Source organism: Halolamina pelagica, assembly GCF_001307315.1.
Taxonomy (GTDB): domain Archaea; phylum Halobacteriota; class Halobacteria; order Halobacteriales; family Haloferacaceae; genus Halolamina; species Halolamina pelagica_B.
In genome coordinates this window covers 344,188-360,373 of the sequence record NZ_LGUC01000001.1, presented here as the reverse complement: position 1 = coordinate 360,373, position 16,186 = coordinate 344,188, and the positions used below count along the sequence as shown (strand labels likewise).

General features: G+C 70.3%; 14 protein-coding genes and 6 pseudogenes. 11 read left to right on the top strand and 9 right to left on the bottom strand.

Annotation, left to right across the window (positions count from 1 at the left end; genetic code table 11):
• Positions 1–20: 20 nt before the first annotated feature.
• Both SY89_RS01965 and SY89_RS18015 read right to left on the bottom strand, forming a co-directional pair.
• Positions 21–527, bottom strand: coding sequence for a universal stress protein (locus tag SY89_RS01965; protein WP_054582942.1), 507 nt, complete (start codon positions 525–527; stop codon positions 21–23).
• A gap of 82 nt (positions 528–609) precedes the next feature.
• Positions 610–984, bottom strand: a complete 375-nt coding sequence (locus SY89_RS18015; protein ID WP_054582941.1) for a DUF192 domain-containing protein — start codon at positions 982–984, stop codon at positions 610–612.
• Positions 985–1,056: 72 nt separating this feature from the next.
• Between SY89_RS18015 and SY89_RS01955 the strand changes: the two genes are divergently transcribed.
• The 3 genes and pseudogenes from SY89_RS01955 (at position 1,057) to SY89_RS01945 (ending at position 4,243) form a co-directional block, all read left to right on the top strand.
• Positions 1,057–1,638, top strand: a complete 582-nt coding sequence (locus SY89_RS01955; protein WP_054582940.1) for a DUF7097 family protein — start codon at positions 1,057–1,059, stop codon at positions 1,636–1,638.
• 82 nt (positions 1,639–1,720) lie between these two features.
• A complete protein-coding gene (locus SY89_RS01950) occupies positions 1,721–2,275 on the top strand; it encodes a GMP synthase subunit A (protein ID WP_054582939.1) in 555 nt (184 codons plus the stop codon).
• Between the two features lie 64 nt (positions 2,276–2,339).
• Positions 2,340–4,243: pseudogene (locus tag SY89_RS01945) on the top strand (DUF2070 family protein).
• Positions 4,244–4,347: 104 nt separating this feature from the next.
• Here the strand turns inward: SY89_RS01945 and SY89_RS01940 are convergent.
• Together SY89_RS01940 and SY89_RS01935 are read right to left on the bottom strand one after the other, a co-directional pair.
• Positions 4,348–4,596, bottom strand: coding sequence for a DUF3194 domain-containing protein (locus tag SY89_RS01940; RefSeq protein ID WP_054582938.1), 249 nt, complete (start codon positions 4,594–4,596; stop codon positions 4,348–4,350).
• The gene (locus SY89_RS01935) at positions 4,597–4,989 is read right to left on the bottom strand and encodes a prefoldin subunit beta (protein WP_054582937.1); all 393 of its coding nucleotides are present in this window, start codon (positions 4,987–4,989) and stop codon (positions 4,597–4,599) included. It lies immediately after the preceding gene.
• A gap of 209 nt (positions 4,990–5,198) precedes the next feature.
• Here SY89_RS01935 and SY89_RS01930 point away from each other — a divergent pair, with 209 nt between their 5' ends.
• The 7 genes and pseudogenes from SY89_RS01930 to SY89_RS01905 all read left to right on the top strand — a co-directional run bounded on the left by SY89_RS01930 (position 5,199) and on the right by SY89_RS01905 (position 10,480).
• Positions 5,199–5,738, top strand: a complete 540-nt coding sequence (locus tag SY89_RS01930) for a CDP-2,3-bis-(O-geranylgeranyl)-sn-glycerol synthase (protein ID WP_054582936.1) — start codon at positions 5,199–5,201, stop codon at positions 5,736–5,738.
• A 46-nt stretch (positions 5,739–5,784) separates the two neighbouring features.
• Positions 5,785–6,303 (top strand): orotate phosphoribosyltransferase, encoded by a 519-nt coding sequence (gene pyrE / locus SY89_RS01925; protein WP_054582935.1) that lies wholly within the window; start codon positions 5,785–5,787, stop codon positions 6,301–6,303.
• Between the two features lie 91 nt (positions 6,304–6,394).
• Positions 6,395–7,113: pseudogene (locus SY89_RS01920) on the top strand (phosphoribosyltransferase family protein).
• A 153-nt stretch (positions 7,114–7,266) separates the two neighbouring features.
• A pseudogene (locus SY89_RS01915) lies at positions 7,267–8,693 on the top strand (NCS2 family permease).
• A 47-nt stretch (positions 8,694–8,740) separates the two neighbouring features.
• Complete coding sequence (locus SY89_RS01910) at positions 8,741–10,012, top strand: aryl-sulfate sulfotransferase (protein ID WP_239685490.1); 1,272 nt, start codon at positions 8,741–8,743, stop codon at positions 10,010–10,012.
• On the top strand, positions 9,982–10,140 hold the full coding sequence (locus SY89_RS18010) for a hypothetical protein (RefSeq protein WP_239685489.1): 159 nt from the start codon (positions 9,982–9,984) through the stop codon (positions 10,138–10,140). The genes SY89_RS01910 and SY89_RS18010 overlap by 31 nt, the downstream gene beginning before the upstream one ends.
• Positions 10,141–10,222: 82 nt before the next feature.
• Positions 10,223–10,480 carry a glutaredoxin family protein gene (locus tag SY89_RS01905; protein WP_054582934.1) on the top strand — a complete coding sequence of 86 codons (258 nt, stop codon included), beginning with the start codon at positions 10,223–10,225 and terminating at the stop codon, positions 10,478–10,480.
• Between the two features lie 23 nt (positions 10,481–10,503).
• Here SY89_RS01905 and SY89_RS01900 read toward each other — a convergent pair.
• Positions 10,504–11,482: pseudogene (locus SY89_RS01900) on the bottom strand (transcriptional regulator).
• 146 nt (positions 11,483–11,628) lie between these two features.
• On the opposite strand from SY89_RS01900, the pseudogene SY89_RS01895 reads away from it, so the two are divergent.
• Positions 11,629–12,907 (top strand): annotated as a pseudogene (locus SY89_RS01895) (TiaS agmantine-binding domain-containing protein).
• Here the strand turns inward: SY89_RS01895 and SY89_RS16995 are convergent.
• From SY89_RS16995 to SY89_RS01880, 4 genes and pseudogenes are all read right to left on the bottom strand, one after another.
• Complete coding sequence (locus SY89_RS16995) at positions 12,904–13,413, bottom strand: NUDIX hydrolase (protein ID WP_054582933.1); 510 nt, start codon at positions 13,411–13,413, stop codon at positions 12,904–12,906. The pseudogene SY89_RS01895 and the gene SY89_RS16995 overlap by 4 nt on opposite strands.
• 38 nt (positions 13,414–13,451) lie before the next feature.
• On the bottom strand, positions 13,452–13,922 hold the full coding sequence (locus SY89_RS16990) for an NUDIX domain-containing protein (protein WP_239685636.1): 471 nt from the start codon (positions 13,920–13,922) through the stop codon (positions 13,452–13,454).
• Between the two features lie 76 nt (positions 13,923–13,998).
• Positions 13,999–15,119 (bottom strand): annotated as a pseudogene (locus SY89_RS01885) (pyridoxal-phosphate dependent enzyme).
• Positions 15,120–15,121: 2 nt separating this feature from the next.
• Positions 15,122–16,081 carry a succinylglutamate desuccinylase/aspartoacylase family protein gene (locus SY89_RS01880; RefSeq protein WP_054582932.1) on the bottom strand — a complete coding sequence of 320 codons (960 nt, stop codon included), beginning with the start codon at positions 16,079–16,081 and terminating at the stop codon, positions 15,122–15,124.
• Positions 16,082–16,186: the final 105 nt, after the last annotated feature.

The window sequence follows — 16,186 nt, the reverse complement described above, 5'->3', positions numbered from 1 at the left end:
AGTCGCGGCGCCCTTCGAGACTACTCCGTGCTGTCGGGGCCCGATCGGCCAGTGGTGGGCGACGCCTCCTGTACCTTCTCTACTTTCGAGGGGTGTTGGCTCCGGACGATCAACACGTCGTAGGCGTCGTCGGCCGCGATCCCGCCGCCGATGCTGCTGATCGACACCGTCAGATGTCCGGCGTTCTCGCTGCCGACCACCACGATCGAGGCGTCCTCGTCCCGGGCGATGCGCCGAACGCGCTTGGTGATCGTGCCGGCCGAGGCGTACTGGCCGACTGTCTCGTACCGGTACCGGGCGTCGGGAGCGATCGACTCGACGTGATCCTCGAGTCGGCCGACGACTGTCGACAGGTCGAAGTACTCGTCGTCCTCGATCCAGTCGGCGCCGCGGGCGTACTCGGTGTTCTCTCGCGGAACGACCGTCACCGCGACGACACCCTCGTCGAACACGGCGTCGAACGCCGTCGCTCGCACGAGCGCGCTCTCTGCGAGGTCGGAACCGTCGAACGGGACGACGAGCGTCATACCGGAACGTGGGGCTGTTCGGTGAAGAGCGATCCGATCGAGCACGAATCCGCCGCGGCCGACACCACGAGAATCCCGGGTTTCAGTCCTCGATCCGGACCGTATCACCCGGTTTGACGTTCTCGGCGACGCCGGCGGGGAGCTCGACGACCGTGTCCGCGAGCCCGTGGGCCAGCCCGCGGAACGGCCGCAGGCGTTCGACGTTGATCACTTCGTCGTCGACGAGCCAGAGCACGTCGATCGGTTCGAACACGAACAGCGTATGGATCGTTCGCGTCGCCGGCTCGTCGAAGGAGAACACCAGCCCGTACCCCTCCGGGATCGACCGCCGAAACATCAGTCCACGACCCTGCGACAGCAGCCCGTCGGCCCGCTCGACGTCGTCGGCGAGCGTCTCGGTCGCGACGCTGTCCGCGAGCGTCCGTGCCTCCCCGTCGCGCTGGTGGACCAGTCGCACGCTGTCCGCTCCCGCCGCTGCCCTACTAAGCGTTCCCCGAGCGTTCAAGAGCGCGGGCGTCCGACGACCGGTATGGAGGAGACGCCCGAGGGGACGCCGGTCGGCGTCGACGACCCCTACGCGGTCGCCGGGCGCTGTGACCACCTCACCGACGACGGCCGGTGTCGCTACGCGCTCGAACAGGCGGGTCAGGACCCCGAGTTCGCGGCCGGCCGCCGGGCCGACGACTACGCCTGCGTCGTCGCCGACACCGACGCCGCGGCCGTCGAGGGCGCGGAGCCTGACTGGTCGCGCTGCCCCCACTACCGCTCGACCACCGACGCGAAGGCGTGTGCACGCTGTGGTCTCGAGGAAGTCCGGATCGCCCACGACTCGGACGCCCGCCCGCTGGTCGAGGAGCATCACCTCTCCTACGGGACCGCCGGCGACGGTCGACCGGCCGGCGACGACTCGGACACGGACGGCGAGGAGCCCTCCCACGAGATCACGGTCGGCCTCTGTCGCTGGTGTCACACGAAGGTCCACCGCTCCTTTGCCCGCGTCGACGACGACGCCGCCCCCGACCCCGAAGCACTCGCCGTCCGGGAGACCCGTCGCGGCGAGGAGCGATCCGAGATGGGGTTTCAGTCCGCCAGCGAGCGCCGCGAGGAGTGAGCACCGCCGGCGCCGATGCACGGACGTGCGCATCTCTCCCCCGTTCCGAGGTGTTTTTGAGCCTCGTCGGCCAACCCAACCCATGACCCGAATCGTCGTCATCGACAACCACGGGCAGTTCACCCACCTGGAGGGCCGCGCGCTCCGGGATATCGGCGTCGACACCGAGATCCTGGAGAACGACACCGACCCCGCCGAGATCGACGCCGACGGCATCGTGCTCTCGGGCGGCCCCTCGATGGACCGCGTCGGGCGCTGTGCCGAGTACCTCGAGCTGGACGTGCCCGTGCTGGGCATCTGTCTCGGGATGCAGTTCATCGCCGAGGAGCTGGGCGGCAGCACCCACAGCGGCGACTACGGCGGCTACGCCGACGTGACCGTCGAGATCCTCGACGAGGAGGACCCGCTGATCGGCTCCCTCGCACCCGAGACCCGGGTGTGGGCCAGTCACGCCGACGAAGTCGACGAGGTGCCCGACGGGTTCACTCGGACCGCCCGGAGCGACGTGTGCGAGGTCGAGGCGATGAGCGACCCCGAGCGCGGGCTCTACGGCGTGCAGTGGCACCCCGAGGTCGCCCACACCGCGGAGGGCGAGGCGGTGTTCGAGGCGTTCCGCGAGATCTGCGACGCCTGGTAGGCCGGCGGCGTCCCCGAGAACGGAAGTCGCGGGTTTTTGCCTATCCGGGTGTCACGCAGTACTGATGACGGCGTCCCAGAGCAACCTCGCGGGGCTCTCGCGGTTCATCTTCCGAGCCCCGAACTGGTACACGAGCCTCGCCTTCGCGCTGCTGGTGGCCGCCGTCGCGGGCATCGGCGCGTTCGACAGCGGCGAGGCGGACGCGGTGTTCCGGGGCATCTTCTTCGTTGGACAGGACGCGTGGGAAGGCATCTTCTTCATCGGTATCCCCACCGTCGTCGCCGGGTTCGCGACGCCGTGGGTCGACCGCTACACGGGCGGGCGACTCACCTACAACCGCGCGTCGCTGCTCGCGCTGATCTGTGAGGTGGTGATCGTCGCCGTCGTGAGCGTCGCCGCGCTACTCGCGTACCTGATCGCCTGGCTCGACCAGACGTTCGTCTTCGACGCGCTGGTCGTCGCGCTGGCGTCGGTGTTCGCCCTCCGCCTGCTGGTGGTGATGGCGGTCTCGCGGACTTCCCTCCCCGTGGCGGTCCTGCCGGCGAGCATCCAGAGCGCCGTCGCGGCCGCCCTGCTGTTCGTCTACAGCGGGACGATCCGCTATCTCGCTGACGGCGGCTCGGCGATCCAGGCGTATCTCACCCCCTTCCTGAACGAATCGGCCGAGGCGCCGGGTGTTCTGAGCACGATCTCCCCACAGCAGTTCGGGCTGCTGGGCGTGCTCTGTGTGATCTACGCCGCCGCTGTCTGGGTGTTCCTCGTCGCGGTCGACCGGCCGTGGCGCCGCTCGATGGGCGTCTCCATGCTCGATTTCCTCCGGGGGTTCATCGGCCACGTCGCCGAGGGGACCCGTGAGCTCGAGGACTTCTTCGAACAGCTGGGCGAGGAGGCGATCGTCCCGGTCACGGTGCTCGCCTTCCGCACGGACGACGGCGCCGAGAAGGCGCGGTTCGTCCTCCCGATGATCCACCCCGGCCCAATGGGCGAGATCGGCGGCGGCAACCTCCCCGAGCGCGTCGCCGAGAGCGCCGAGGGGCTGGCGTTCCCACCCCACGCCACCGCCGGCCACGACTTCAACCTCGTCACCAAGCGCGAGGTCGAGCGGCTGATCGATGCGGCGGATCGGGCCCACCAGCGCATCGAGTACGGCGACGGCGCCACCGAGAGCGTCCGTATCGAGGCCGGCGACGCCAAACTGCTGGGTCAGGCGTTCGGCGGCGACGGGCTGCTGGTGAACACGTTCTCGCCGGAGTTCGCCGACGACGTTGAGTACGGCGTCGGCCTCGCGGCGCGGCAGGGCGCCCGGACCAACGGGCTCGACGACGTACTGCTCGTCGACGCGCACAACTGCAACAACGGGCTCGACGGCCCGGATCTGGGCCACGTCACCCCGGGAGCCCGCGCTCGTTCGACATGATCAACGCCGCCGAGGCGGCGGGCGACCGCCTCGGTGACGCCGCGGAAGCCCCAGTGTCGCTCGGCACGGCGTGGGCCGAGACCGAGTGGGAACCCCAGGAGGGGATCGGCCCGCTGGGGATCCGGGTCGCCGTCGTGGCGGTCGACGGCCAGGAGACCGCGTACGTGCTGGCCGACGGCAACAACATGGAGCCGTGGCTCCGGGACCGAGCCGTCGACGAACTCCTCGAAACCGTCGACGCGGCGGAGGTGATGACCACCGACACCCACATCGTCAACACCGTCGAGGCGGACAACCAGATCGGCGCGGAGATCGATCACAGCGAGTTCATCGACACCGTCGCCGACCTCGTCGAGCAGGCCCGCGCGGACCTCGAACCGGTCGAAGCCGGGATGGCGACCGAGCGTGCGGCGGTGACGGTGTTCGGCAACGACCGCACCGAGACGCTCGCCTCCCACGCCAACGCGGTGGTGTCGCTCGGCGGCGCCTACGCGCTGGCGGTCAGCCTCGCGGTGATCGCGATCAGCGTGCTGCTGTTCTTCGTGACGTAGCGTCGGCGCCGTGCTCGCGTCACCGCCGTCCGTCGATCCGCGAGAGCGCCGCGAGAGAAAGCTGGGCGCTGAGAGGAGTAGCGAGCGGCGGCGTGGCGCCGCGCTCAGTCGAAAAGCTCCTCGACGGCGTCGTGGGCCGCGCGGGCCGCCTCGTCGGCGACTGCCTCCGCGTCGGCGTCGGCGTCGTCGGGGGGGTTGACGTACACGTCGACTTCGAGGACGCCGTCCTCGAACGTGACCGTCACGTCCAGATCCGTCAGCTCAGACTGCTTGTAGCGGTCCAGCACGAGCCCTTCGGCGGCCGCGCTGGCGGTTTCGACGACCTCCTCGTCGGTCGGTTCCGCGTCGCTCATTTACGCGCCGGCGCCGGGGCCGCCGGGGCCCATCGGACCGCCGCCCTCGCCGCCCTGGAGGAGCTGCTGCAGCTCTTCCTGGAGCTCCTCGAACTGCTCCTGGGTCTTCTGCTCGCGCTTCTCGAGCTGGTCGACGCGCACTTCGAGGCTGTCGACTTTCTCCTCGAGGTCCGACTTGGCGCTGTCGTAGTCGGTGTTGACGAGGAGCTCGCCGATCTCTCGGTACATCGTCGTGTCCTCGTCGATGTCGTCCAGCGCCTCGAGGGCGGTCTGGGCCTCGTTGAGCGAGGTCTCGGCCTGCGTCTTCTGGGCCGCAAGCTGCTCGGTTGTCTCCTGAAGGTCCTGTAGCTCCTCGATCTTCTCTTGTGCCTCGGGCGGCAGACTACCCTGCATAACTCGAAGGAGGTTCTTCGGCCTGAAAAAGGCCCGTATTTAGCCCTAGTGCCGAGTCGCGGCGGCGATGACCGTTCCCTCTACGGCTCTGTGCCGAATAGACCCCCGGTCTTCCTCGGTTCACGTTGCCGGGTAGACCCCGGTCCTCCCCGGCTCACGTCGCCGGGTAGACCCCCGGACTTTACCACTCGGCCACTCCTCCCCCGCCCATGCTCGAACTCATCGCCGGCGCGCTCTGGGCGATGCTCCCGGCGTACGTCCCGAACAACGCGGCCGTCCTCGCGGGCGGCGGCCGCCCGATCGACGGCGGCCGCACCCTCGGCGGGGCGCGCCTGCTCGGCGACGGCAAAACCTGGCGCGGCACCGCGGTCGGCACCGCGATCGGCGTCGCGCTCGCGCTCGTCCTCGACGCCGCCGCACCCGCGGTCGGCGACGCGCTGGGGATCACGCTCCCCGGCTTCCCGATCAACGCGGCCGTCGGCCTCGCGCTCGGCGCGATGCTTGGCGACATCGGCGCCTCGTTCGTCAAGCGGCGCTCCGGCCGCGAGCGCGGCGCCGCCTTCCCCGGGCTCGACCAACTCGACTTCGTCGTCGGCGCGCTGCTGCTCGCGCTGCTGTTCGCGCCCGACTGGACGCTGTCGGTGTTCACGCTCGCCCGCGTCGCCGTCGTCGTCGTCGTCACGCCGTTGCTCCACCTCGGGACGAACGGGATCGCGTACTGGCTCGGCGTGAAAGACGAGCCCTGGTGAGCGCCGCACCGACCGGTTTTTGCCGACCCAACGCCCACCCTCGTTCATGTCCGACGACCTGATCGAGGCGCTCCGCGACGCCGACGCGGTCCAGTACGGCGAGTTCGAACTCTCCCACGGCGGCACCAGCGACTACTACGTCGACAAGTACCTGTTCGAGACCGACCCGCGTTGTCTCCGCCTGATCGCCGAGGCGTTCGCCGAGCGACTCGACGGCGAGAAGCTCGGCGGCGTCGCGCTGGGCGGCGTCCCCCTCGCCGCGGCGACGAGCATCACCGCCGACGTGCCCTACGTCATCGCGCGCAAGCAGGCCAAGGAGTACGGCACCGGCAACCGCATCGAGGGCCGACTCAGCGAGGGCGAGGAGGTCGTCGTCGTCGAGGACATCGCCACCACCGGCCAGTCCGCCGTCGACGCCGTCCAAGCGCTCCGCGACGCCGGCGCCGAGGTGAACCGCGCGCTGCTGGTCGTCGACCGCGAGGAGGGCGGCCGGGAGAACCTCGCCGATCACGGCGTCGAGATGGAGGCGCTCGTGACCGCCTCCGACCTGCTCGCAGACCGGTAGCGACGATCACGGTGGTCGACCCACCACGCTGTTCGCTTTCCGCACGACCGCCCTTCGAAGTGTTCATACTTGTGCAACCGTGAGGGTGTTCATGAACCGTGCCGAGAAGGCGGCCCTCCAACTGCGGGCCGTCGCCGTTCTGCGGACGCTGAAGCGCAGCCGAACGTACGACGAACTCGCCGAACTCACCGGCCTGCCGGCCGGCGACCTGAACCGCTACGTCAACGGGCACGTGCTCCCGGGCGTCGAGCGCGCCCGCGAGACCGTCGAGAGCATCGGCCGCGAGGCGCTCGCCGACGAACTCCGCTCGCGGGTCACCGCCGACGACGAGGGGTACGTCGACAACAGCGCCGTGGTGTTCGACCAGTCGTTCCTGGACCTCGTCGCGCCCGTCGCCGCCGAGTCCTTCGCGTTCGAGCGCCCGGACGTGGTGCTCACCGCCGCGACCGACGGCATCACGCTCGGCGCCGCGATGGCCTCCTACTTCGACGCCGACATCGCCTACGCCAAGAAGCGCAAGGAGACCGCCGTCGAGGAGTTCGTCGAGTCCCGCCAGCGGCTCGCTTCGGGGATCGAACTCACCTACTACCTCCCCGCCGACGCCGTCTCCGCCGGCGATACGGTCCTCGTCGTCGACGACCTGATCCGCTCGGGCGAGACCCAGGAACTGCTGCTCGACATCGTCGCCCAGTCCGACGCCACCGTCGGCGGCGTGTTTACCCTCATCGCCGTCGGCGACGAGGGGCTGGACCGCGCCCGCGAGATCACCGACGCCCCGTCGGCGCGCTCACGACGTTCGACGACCGATAGCGTCGATCCGCGGACATCTCGTTATCCATACCCGTGTATACCCACGCCGGTCAGCGCCGCTGATCGGCCGGTTTCCGGGGCTGGTTGGACGTGTATGTGTATATCGTACGGAAAGCCTCAAGTACACCACCGTCACGATATGCACCTATACGGATGGGTCTCACAGAGACGCTGGCCGACTACTTCGAGCTGGATAGCCACGACACCACCGTCAGGACCGAACTCCTGGCGGGGTTGACCACGTTCTTGACCATGAGCTACATCGTGGTCGTCAACCCCGCGATCCTCGCGGCCGCGATCGACATCGAGGGCGTCGGCGACGGCCGCCTGATCGCGATGCTCGCCGTGGTCACGATCATCTCCGCGGCGACGGCGACGCTGGTGATGGCGTTCTACGCCAACCGCCCGTTCGCGCAGGCGCCCGGGCTCGGGCTGAACGCCTTCTTCGCGTTCACGGTCGTCCTCGGGATGGGCGTGCCGTGGCAGACCGCGCTTGCCGCCGTCGTCGTCGAGGGGGTCATCTTCATCGCGCTCACCGCCGTCGGCGCGCGTGAGTACGTGATCCGGCTCTTCCCCGAACCGGTCAAACTCGCCGTCGGCTCCGGGATCGGCCTGTTCCTGGCGCTGATCGGCTTCGAGTCGATGCGGGTCGTCGCGAGCGACCCCGCGACGTTCCTGACGCTCTCGCCGGTGATCGCGAACGATCCGGTCGCGCTGATCTCGGTCGCCGGCCTCCTGTTCACGTTCGCGCTGTACGCCCGCGGCGTCCGCGGCTCCATCGTCGTCGGCATCCTCGGGACGACCGTCGTCGGCTACGCCGCCGCGGCGCTTGGCTACACCGCCTACAACCCCGAGAACGTGCCCGGTGGCGCCTCGATCGCGACGGACATCTTCCTCACTGGCTCGACGACGACGTACAGCCTCGCGGCGTACGACATCCGGCCACTGGCCGGGGCGTTCCTCGACGGGTTCGCGAACGTCGACGCGTTCACGTTCGCACTCATCGTGTTCACGTTCTTCTTCGTCGACTTCTTCGACACCGCGGGCACTCTGGTCGGCGTCGGTCAGTCCGCGGGCTTCCTCGACGACGAGGGGAACCTCCCCGACATCGACAAGCCGCTGATGGCCGACGCGGTCGGCACCACCGTCGGCGGGATGCTCGGCACGTCGACGGTGACGACGTACATCGAGTCCGCCACCGGCGTCGAGGAGGGCGGCCGCACCGGCCTGACGGCGCTGACCGTCGCCGGCCTGTTCCTGCTCTCGCTGGCGTTCGTCCCGCTCGCAGCCGGGATCCCGGAGTACGCCTCCCACATCGCGCTGGTGGTCATCGGCGTCGTGATGCTCGGCAACGCCGTCGAGATCGCGTGGGACGATCTCACCTACGCGATCCCGGCGGGGATGACGATCATGGTGATGCCGTTCACCTTCTCGATCGCCTACGGGATCGCGGCCGGCATCGTCTCCTACCCCTCGTGAAACTCGGCGCCGGCGAGCTCGACGACATCCACGTCGGCCAGTGGATCCTCGCGGGCGCGTTCGTGGTCTACTTCGCGGTGCGGACCAGCGGCGTGATGTAGCCGCCCGCGACCGCAACACCTTCCCGCTCCCCGCTGTTTTCGCGACTATGCAACGCAGTCTCCCACCCCGGCGCTGGCTGGTCCGTGGGGTGGCCCTGCTGCTCGCCCTCTCGCTGCTGGCACCCGCCGCGGGCGCCGCCCTCGGGATCGGCGACGACCCGTCCGACTCGCCGAGCGAGCTCGGCCCCGGAACGATCGACCAGCCGGCGGCCAACGCCACGGTCGTCGGGATCCAGGGCTACCACTTCCAGGGCCAGGGCAACCGCAAGAAGCCCGCCCGCATCGCCTCCGCCGACGGGAACGCCACCACCAACTGGCTGTACGAGGACGCACTCGGCGCCCGGTGGTTCTACGACGTGGACCCGCTGCCGAACGGCAATCTGCTCGTCGTCTCGACCAACCCCGACGGCACGACCGTCTACGAGCTCAACCGCGACAACCGCGAGCGCGTCTGGCAGGAGACGCTGCCGTTCCACGACACCCACGACATCGACGTGTACAACGAGACCCATCTCGCGATCGCCAACATGCGGCAGTGGAACGAGTCCTGCCAGTGTTCGAACGATCGCGTGGTGCTGTACGATCGCACCGAAGGCGAGATCGACTGGGAGTGGCGGTTCCGGAACCACTACCCCAACAGCACCGACGGCGGCTTCGCGGAGGACTGGACCCACGTCAACGACGTGGAGGTGATCCGGAACGGCACCGAACTGCTGCTCTCGCCCCGGAACTTCGATCAGGTGATCGCCGTCAACATCGAGTCGAAGGAGATCACCGAGCGCCTCGGCGAGGACGGCGACCACTCGACGCTGTACGAACAGCACAACCCCGACTGGCTCACGACGGCGGCCGGCGAGCCGACGATCCTCGTCGCCGACAGCGAGAACGACCGCGTGATCGAGTACACGAAGAACGACGACGGCGAGTGGGAGCACGTCTGGAGCGCGGGCTCCTCGGCGTCGCTCTCCTGGCCGCGGGACGCCGACCGCCTCCCCAACGGCAACACGCTGGTCGTCGACTCGATGAACCACCGCGTGATCGAGATCACGCCACAGGGTGAGATCGTCTGGGAGTACTTCGCCACGTGGTCGCCGTACGACGCCGAACGCCTCGGCACCGGCGACGAGTCGAACGGCCCGACGATGCGCGACCAGGGCGTGAGCGGCCACAAAGCGGTGTACGGCTCCGCCGGCGGGCTCTCGGCGACGTTCTCCTCCTGGCTCGCGGCGAACGCACAGGGAACCGTCGTCGAATCGCCCGTGATCGAGTTCGCGGGGCTCTGGGGCGGTTGGCGCCGTGGTTCCGTCCGGTCTGGCTGAGTTCCTGGGAGTTCGCGGGCGTCGTCGGCGCCGTGTTGCTGCTGTCGGGCTGGGGGCTCGCCGAGGCGATCCGCGAACGCGACCGCCTCGCCGACGGGTTCCGGTCGCTGCGTGACCGCGTGCGCTGACCGCCACGCGGCCGGCGTCCGAGATAGCTGGGGTGCTCGCCGGCGTCGCGGTGCTTTTGCGTGTCTCCGTCCAACCCCGTGTATGGCGAACATCACGCTCTACGAACTGCCGGGCTGTCCGTTCTGTATCAGGGTCGCCGACAAGCTCGACGAACTGGGGCTGGAGTACGACACGATCGAAGTCCCGGCGGCTCACAGCCAGCGAACCGAGGTCGAGGAGGTGTCGGGCCAGACCGGCGTCCCGGTGCTCGTCGACGAGGCCCACGGCGTCGAGGGGATGCCCGAGAGCCGCGACATCGTGGCGTATCTCGAGAAAACGTACGGGGACGGCCCGGCGTAGTCGGTCGAAAACCGGCCCGGGTATCAGGCTTCGCCCGGCTCGGCCGCGCGCTCGCGGATCAGGTCGCGCACCGCCTCGGGGTCGTCGGTGTCGGCGAGCTCCTCACAGGACACCAGCGCGGTGCCTTTCACCGACGTGCGCTTTGCGCCCTCCTCGACGAAGTACACCGAGCGCGTCTTGGTGACCTGCCCCAGTGAGGACATGATCCGGGCGCGCTTCTCGGCGCTGGGAGTGAACTCGGAGTGGCCGGTGAGTAGCTTCGCGCCGTCGCGGCCGCGGCGCTCCTCGTCCTCGGAGACGCTGTTGAACGGCGCCCGCGTCGTCGGGTGGACGGTAAAGCCCGCTCGCGTCAAGACGCCGACGACGTGCTCGTCGTCCGGGTCCGCCTCCGGCGGGTCGGGGTCGGCTCGGCGTCGCGGACCTCCTCGGCACCCTCCATCACGTCCATCGGCGCCGTGAACGGCCGGTCGAACAGCTCCTCGAGCCTGACCGCCACGTCGATGGAGGCGTTCATCCCGTCCTCGTACTTCGAGACGGTGCGGCGGGAGACGCCCAGCTCCGAGGCGAGCTTCCCGAGGCTCCAGTCCTGGGCCTCACGGGTCTCGGAGAGCAGCTCGCCGTCGATGTTGACGTAGAGGCCGCCGGGGCGGCGTAGATCAGCGGCGGCACGTCCTCGACGAACAGGTCGAAGGCCGTGTCGGGGTGGATCGCGGGCACGCCGTGGCGGAAGTACACCACCTCGGGCTTGAGCTCCTCGTCCCGGGTGCGCATCCCCACGACCATCGGCGTCGCCGAGAGGTACTCACCCAGTCGGCGCATCTCCTGTCCGGTCGCGGCGTCGAAGGCGTCGACGTTGCCCAGCACTTTCAGCAGCACGAGCTCCTCGCCGCGGCGGGCGGCGACGTCGAAGCTCTTCGGCCGGATCGCACAGCGCTCGCTGACGAGGAACCCGGCATCCTGCAGCATCGCCGTAACGTTCTCGATCAGCGCTGTACGGCTCATACGGTGACGTAGGCGACTCACGCCATATATGCGTTGTGTCCACCCACCGCCGCGCTATCCGCCGATTCGCCGGTTCGGCGACCGCTCGCCCCGCCGACCGGCGCCCGACGCGAAACCCCCTTGCCCCAGACCGCCTGCCTCCGGCCGTGACCGTCATCGGCGTCGACGACACTGACTCCCGGGAGCGGGGGATGTGCACGACCTACCTCGCGGCCCGCGTCGCCGAGCGGATCGCGGCCGCCGGCGGGTCGATCGACGAGCACCTGCTGATCCGGCTCAACCCCGCAGTCGAGCGCAAGACCCGCGGGAACGCCGCGCTCGCGATCCACACCGACCTCGATGCCGACCGCGCCGCGGCCATCGCCCGCGACGAACTCGAACCGCTGGCCGAGACCGACGACCCCAGAACGTCGCCGGGGCTGGTCGTCGCCGACTGCGACCCGGCCGACGTTCCCGACTCGGTCGCCCAGTTCGCTCGCGACGCCGTCCGACAGTTCCACAGCCTCGACGACGCGCTCGACCTGGCCGCAGCGGCCGGCTTCGACACCGACGGCTGGGCCGGCGGCCACGGCCGTATCGGCGCGCTCGCGGCCATCGGTGCCGCCCGCGCGTTCTCGGAGTGGACGTACGAGCTGATCGCCTACCGCGAGTTCGACCGGTGTGGTACCCCCGAGCGGTCGACGAGGCGAGCCTGTTCGCCGCGGCCGACGAGGCGTACCCGGACGCGTGGGACACTGTCGACCGCGTCGAGGACGAGGCCGTCTGCGTGCCCAGCGCCCCCGGGCCGATCCTCTACGGGCTCCGGGGCGACGATCCGGCGGTGCTCGCGGCGATGGCTGGACAGATCAACTCGGAGCCAGTCGAGCGCACCGCACTGTTTCGGACGAACCAGGGCACCGACGCCCACCTCCGGGACGTGGCGGTCGCGGACCTCTCCACTCTCCGGGACGGTCGCGCCTACCGCGTCGACTGCGTCGTCGCCGGCGACCCCGAAACCCGGGCGGGCGGCCACGTGTTCGCCCCGATCCGGGGGACGAGGGCGAGACGATCGACGCCGCGGCGTTCGAGCCGACCAAGCGGTTCCGCGACCGCGTCCGCGCGCTGCGAGCGGGTGACGAACTCACCGCCTGCGGCGAGGTCAGCGAGGGGACGCTCAAACTCGAGAAGTTCGCGGTTCGGGGGCTGAACCGGACCGCGAAGCGCACCCCCGTCTGCCCCGACTGCGGCAACACGATGGGTTCGGCCGGCCGGAACCAGGGGTACCGCTGTCGGGACTGTGGGACGAACGCGCCGGGGAAAACCGAGGCCCAGATCGACCGCGACCTCGAACGCGGCTGGTACGAGGTGCCGCCCTGTGCCCGCCGCCACATCGCGAAGCCGCTCGTCCGCGGCGGGTTCGACGCGCCGACGCACCCCGAGCGTTAGCGCGTTTCGAGCGCGGTTTCGAGCACGCTCGCGTCGTGGACGGTCTCCCGGCTCGCGTACTCCGCCACCGTGAGAAACGCCGCTTCGGCGGCGTCCGTCCCGGGATCGAGGCTCCCCGCGGTCGCCGTCCGGTCGACGACGAAGAAGACGACCGCGTGGTTGCGCTCCGGGCCGACCGCGAGCCGCGTGCCGGCGACCGCCAGCGTGTCGGCGTCGACGACCAGCCCGGTCTCCTCCGCCAACTCCCGTGCGGCAGCCTCGGGCAGCGGCTCGTCGTGCTCGGCGTGGCCGCCGGGGAGCGCCCACGCGCCCGCCTTCGGCGGCTGCCCCCGGCGGATGCAGCAGACTTCGTCGCCGTCGACGACCGCGACGGAGGCGCCCGGCACGGCGTTGCGCCAGAGGGTGCGCTCGCAGTCCGGGCAGTAGGCCCGCTCGCGGCCGTCGATCTCGCGGCGCTCGACGGGGGCGCCACAGAGCGGGCAGTAGTCGGCGTCGACGGCGATCACGGTGGGTGGTTCGCGGGCGGGGGAAAACGGTTCGGGCCTCAGTCCTCCACGGCCGCGATCGCCGCCCGAAAAACCGCCACGTCGTCGGTGTACGCCCACTCGATCCCGTCGAACGCCGATTCGTCGACCCAGCGGACGCCCGCGAGATCGTCGGTGGCCGTCGGCTCTCCGTCTGTCGCACCCAGCGAGACGGCGTAGTCCACACAGATCACCTGCTTCGCGTCGGTCAGCCCCGGTTCGGGGACGACGGTTTCGAGGTCCCGGGCTTCGAGCAGTCGGAGGGCGTCGGGATCGACGCGCAGGCCGGCCTCCTCTTCGAGTTCCCGGGCGGCCGCCTCCCGCGGCGACTCGCCGAAGTCGACGTGGCCCGCGGGTGTCGAGAACCGTCCCTCGGCCGGGGTACGCCCCGCTCGCCGAGCAGCACGCGCGGGTCCTCGCCCGCCGCACCCCCGTCGACGACGGCGACACCGGCGGCGACCGCCGGCGAGTGGTACACCCCGCTTCCGCAGTCCTGGCAGCGGTGCTGCGGCCCGTCGTTCCGGAGTTCGGCGCCGCAGTACGGGCAGAACGTGGGCGGAAAGTCGGTCATCCTTTCAGTCCGCTCCCAGTCAGCGGCACGACCACGTCCTCGTCCGCGCCGATCTCGCCGCGGTCGCGTAGTTCCGCGAGGGCTGCGGGCGCGACCGCGCAGGTCGGCTCGGTGTAGAACCCCGCGCGGTGGAGCCGCCCGAGCTCGTCTTGAGCCGGGCCTTCCGCGATCGCGATGGCGTCGCCGCCGGTGGCGTCGATCGCGTCGAGGATGGCGTCTCTCTGGACGGGGTCGCGGATCTGGATGCCGTCGGCCACCTCGTTCGCGCCCGCAGCGTCGCCGTGCAGTTCGGCGGCGATGGGGCGTAGCCCGCGGCCTGGGCGCCGTACATCCGGGGGATTTCGTCGATCCAGCCAGCGTGTTTCAGTGCCCGGAACCCGCGGTAGGCGCCGAGGAACAGCGTCCCGTGGCCCAGGGGGTTACGACCGCGTCCGGCGCCGTCCAGTCGCGCTGGAGCGCGGTCTCGTAGGCGACCGTCGCCGTGCCGGCGAAGAAGGCGGGGTTCCAGGCGTGGGAGGCGTACCAGGCGTCGGCGCCCGGCCGACCGTCGCCGGTCGCACCTTCGTCCCCCCGACCGCCTCCGCCACGCAGGCGTCGGTCACGTCCTGTCGGGTGCCCTCGATTCGGACCGGCGTCGCGCCGGCGGCTTCGATCGCCCGGAGCTTGCTCGCCTTCACGCTCGCGGGGACGTAGATCTCGGCGTCGATCCCGGCTCGGGCGGCGTAGGTCGCGATCGCCGCGCCGGCGTTGCCCGAGGAGTCCTCGACCACCTTTTCGACGCCGAGTTCGGCGGCTCGGGAGAGCGTCGCCGTCGCGCCGCGGTCCTTGAACGAGCCGGTGGGGAACACGTACTCCAGTTTGAACTCGGCGTCCCAGTCGGGGGCGTACTGCAGCGGCGTCATCCCCTCGCCGAGGCTGACCCGTTTCTCGACGGGGAGGAAGTCGGCGAACGCCCAGAGGCCCTCGCGGGTGTCGAAGGCGGCCGGATCGGGCGCTGGTCCGTCCGGGAGCGGCTGGCGGGCGAACTCGAGGGGTGGCCGCAGGTGCAGCGCCAGCGGTCGGCGTACTCGGCGCCGCAGTCCGGGCAGACGAGGCGTGCGGGCTCGGTGTCGGGCATCGTCAGTAGGCGTCGACCCCCGTCGCCACCGAGCAGACGTACTCGCCGGTTGCGACCTGCGGGAGCCGCCGCGAGCGCCAGAAGATCCCCTCGCTATCGGCGGTGACTCGGCTCGTCAGCTGGCCGAACGGGTCGGTGATCTCGAACAACGTGTCGCCCGGGTGGATCGCCTCGCCCAGCTCCGCCCGGAACCGGACGAGCCCGCCCGCCGGCGTGCGGTACTGGTCGAACCCCGCGGCGCGAGTCTGCTCGGCCATCGACGCCTCGCCGTCGAGAAAGCCGTAGTGCCGGAGGACGTTGAACACGCCCTCGACGCCGTACTGGATGCTCTCCTCGTCCCAGCCCACACAGCCGCCGAGTTCGGGGTCGATCGTGGGGATCCCCTCGTCGGGCGCCGCGCGGGCCAACTGGCCGTCGGGGCCCTTCTGGTCGAGCACGTGGCCCGTGCCAAAGGCCTTCGCGAGTTCGAGGCAGTCGCCGTGCATTCGGTGGTGGCGGCCACAGCGCACCCGGGCCTCGTTGAGCATCCGCGAGGTCGAGCCCTGGTGGAGGTCGAGCACGTAGTCCGCGCGGCTGGCGGCGTCGAACGTCGCGGCGGCGATGCGCTCGGAGCTGGTTCCCGCCTCGTCGCCGGGGTAGGCCCGGTTCATCTTCGTGTCGTCGATGGGGTTGCGGTGCTCGGCGATCTGGAACGCGTGGACGTTGACGATGCCGACGATCAGGACCGCCCCCGAGAGTTCGGCGGGGTCGAGTCGCGGGACCACCCGGGTGAGCACGCCGAGGCCGTTGAGTTCGTCGCCGTCCGAGACCGCCTGCAGATACAGGGTTTCGCCGTCGTCGGCGCCGTTGACCACACAGACCGGTAGGGAGACGGGGCTCCCGTCGCGGCGCTCGCCAACCCGGAGCCGCCCGGTGGCGGTCTCGCCGGGGGCCGCGCTGGCGTCGCCGAGCGTGAGACTCATTGTGCGTTCGTGGTTCGTACCCGCCTTAGTGGGTTCGATACCGGGCGGCAACGCCGATACCGCCTTTCACTGCGGCCGCTCGCGTCGGTCGCTCCCGAGGAAAAA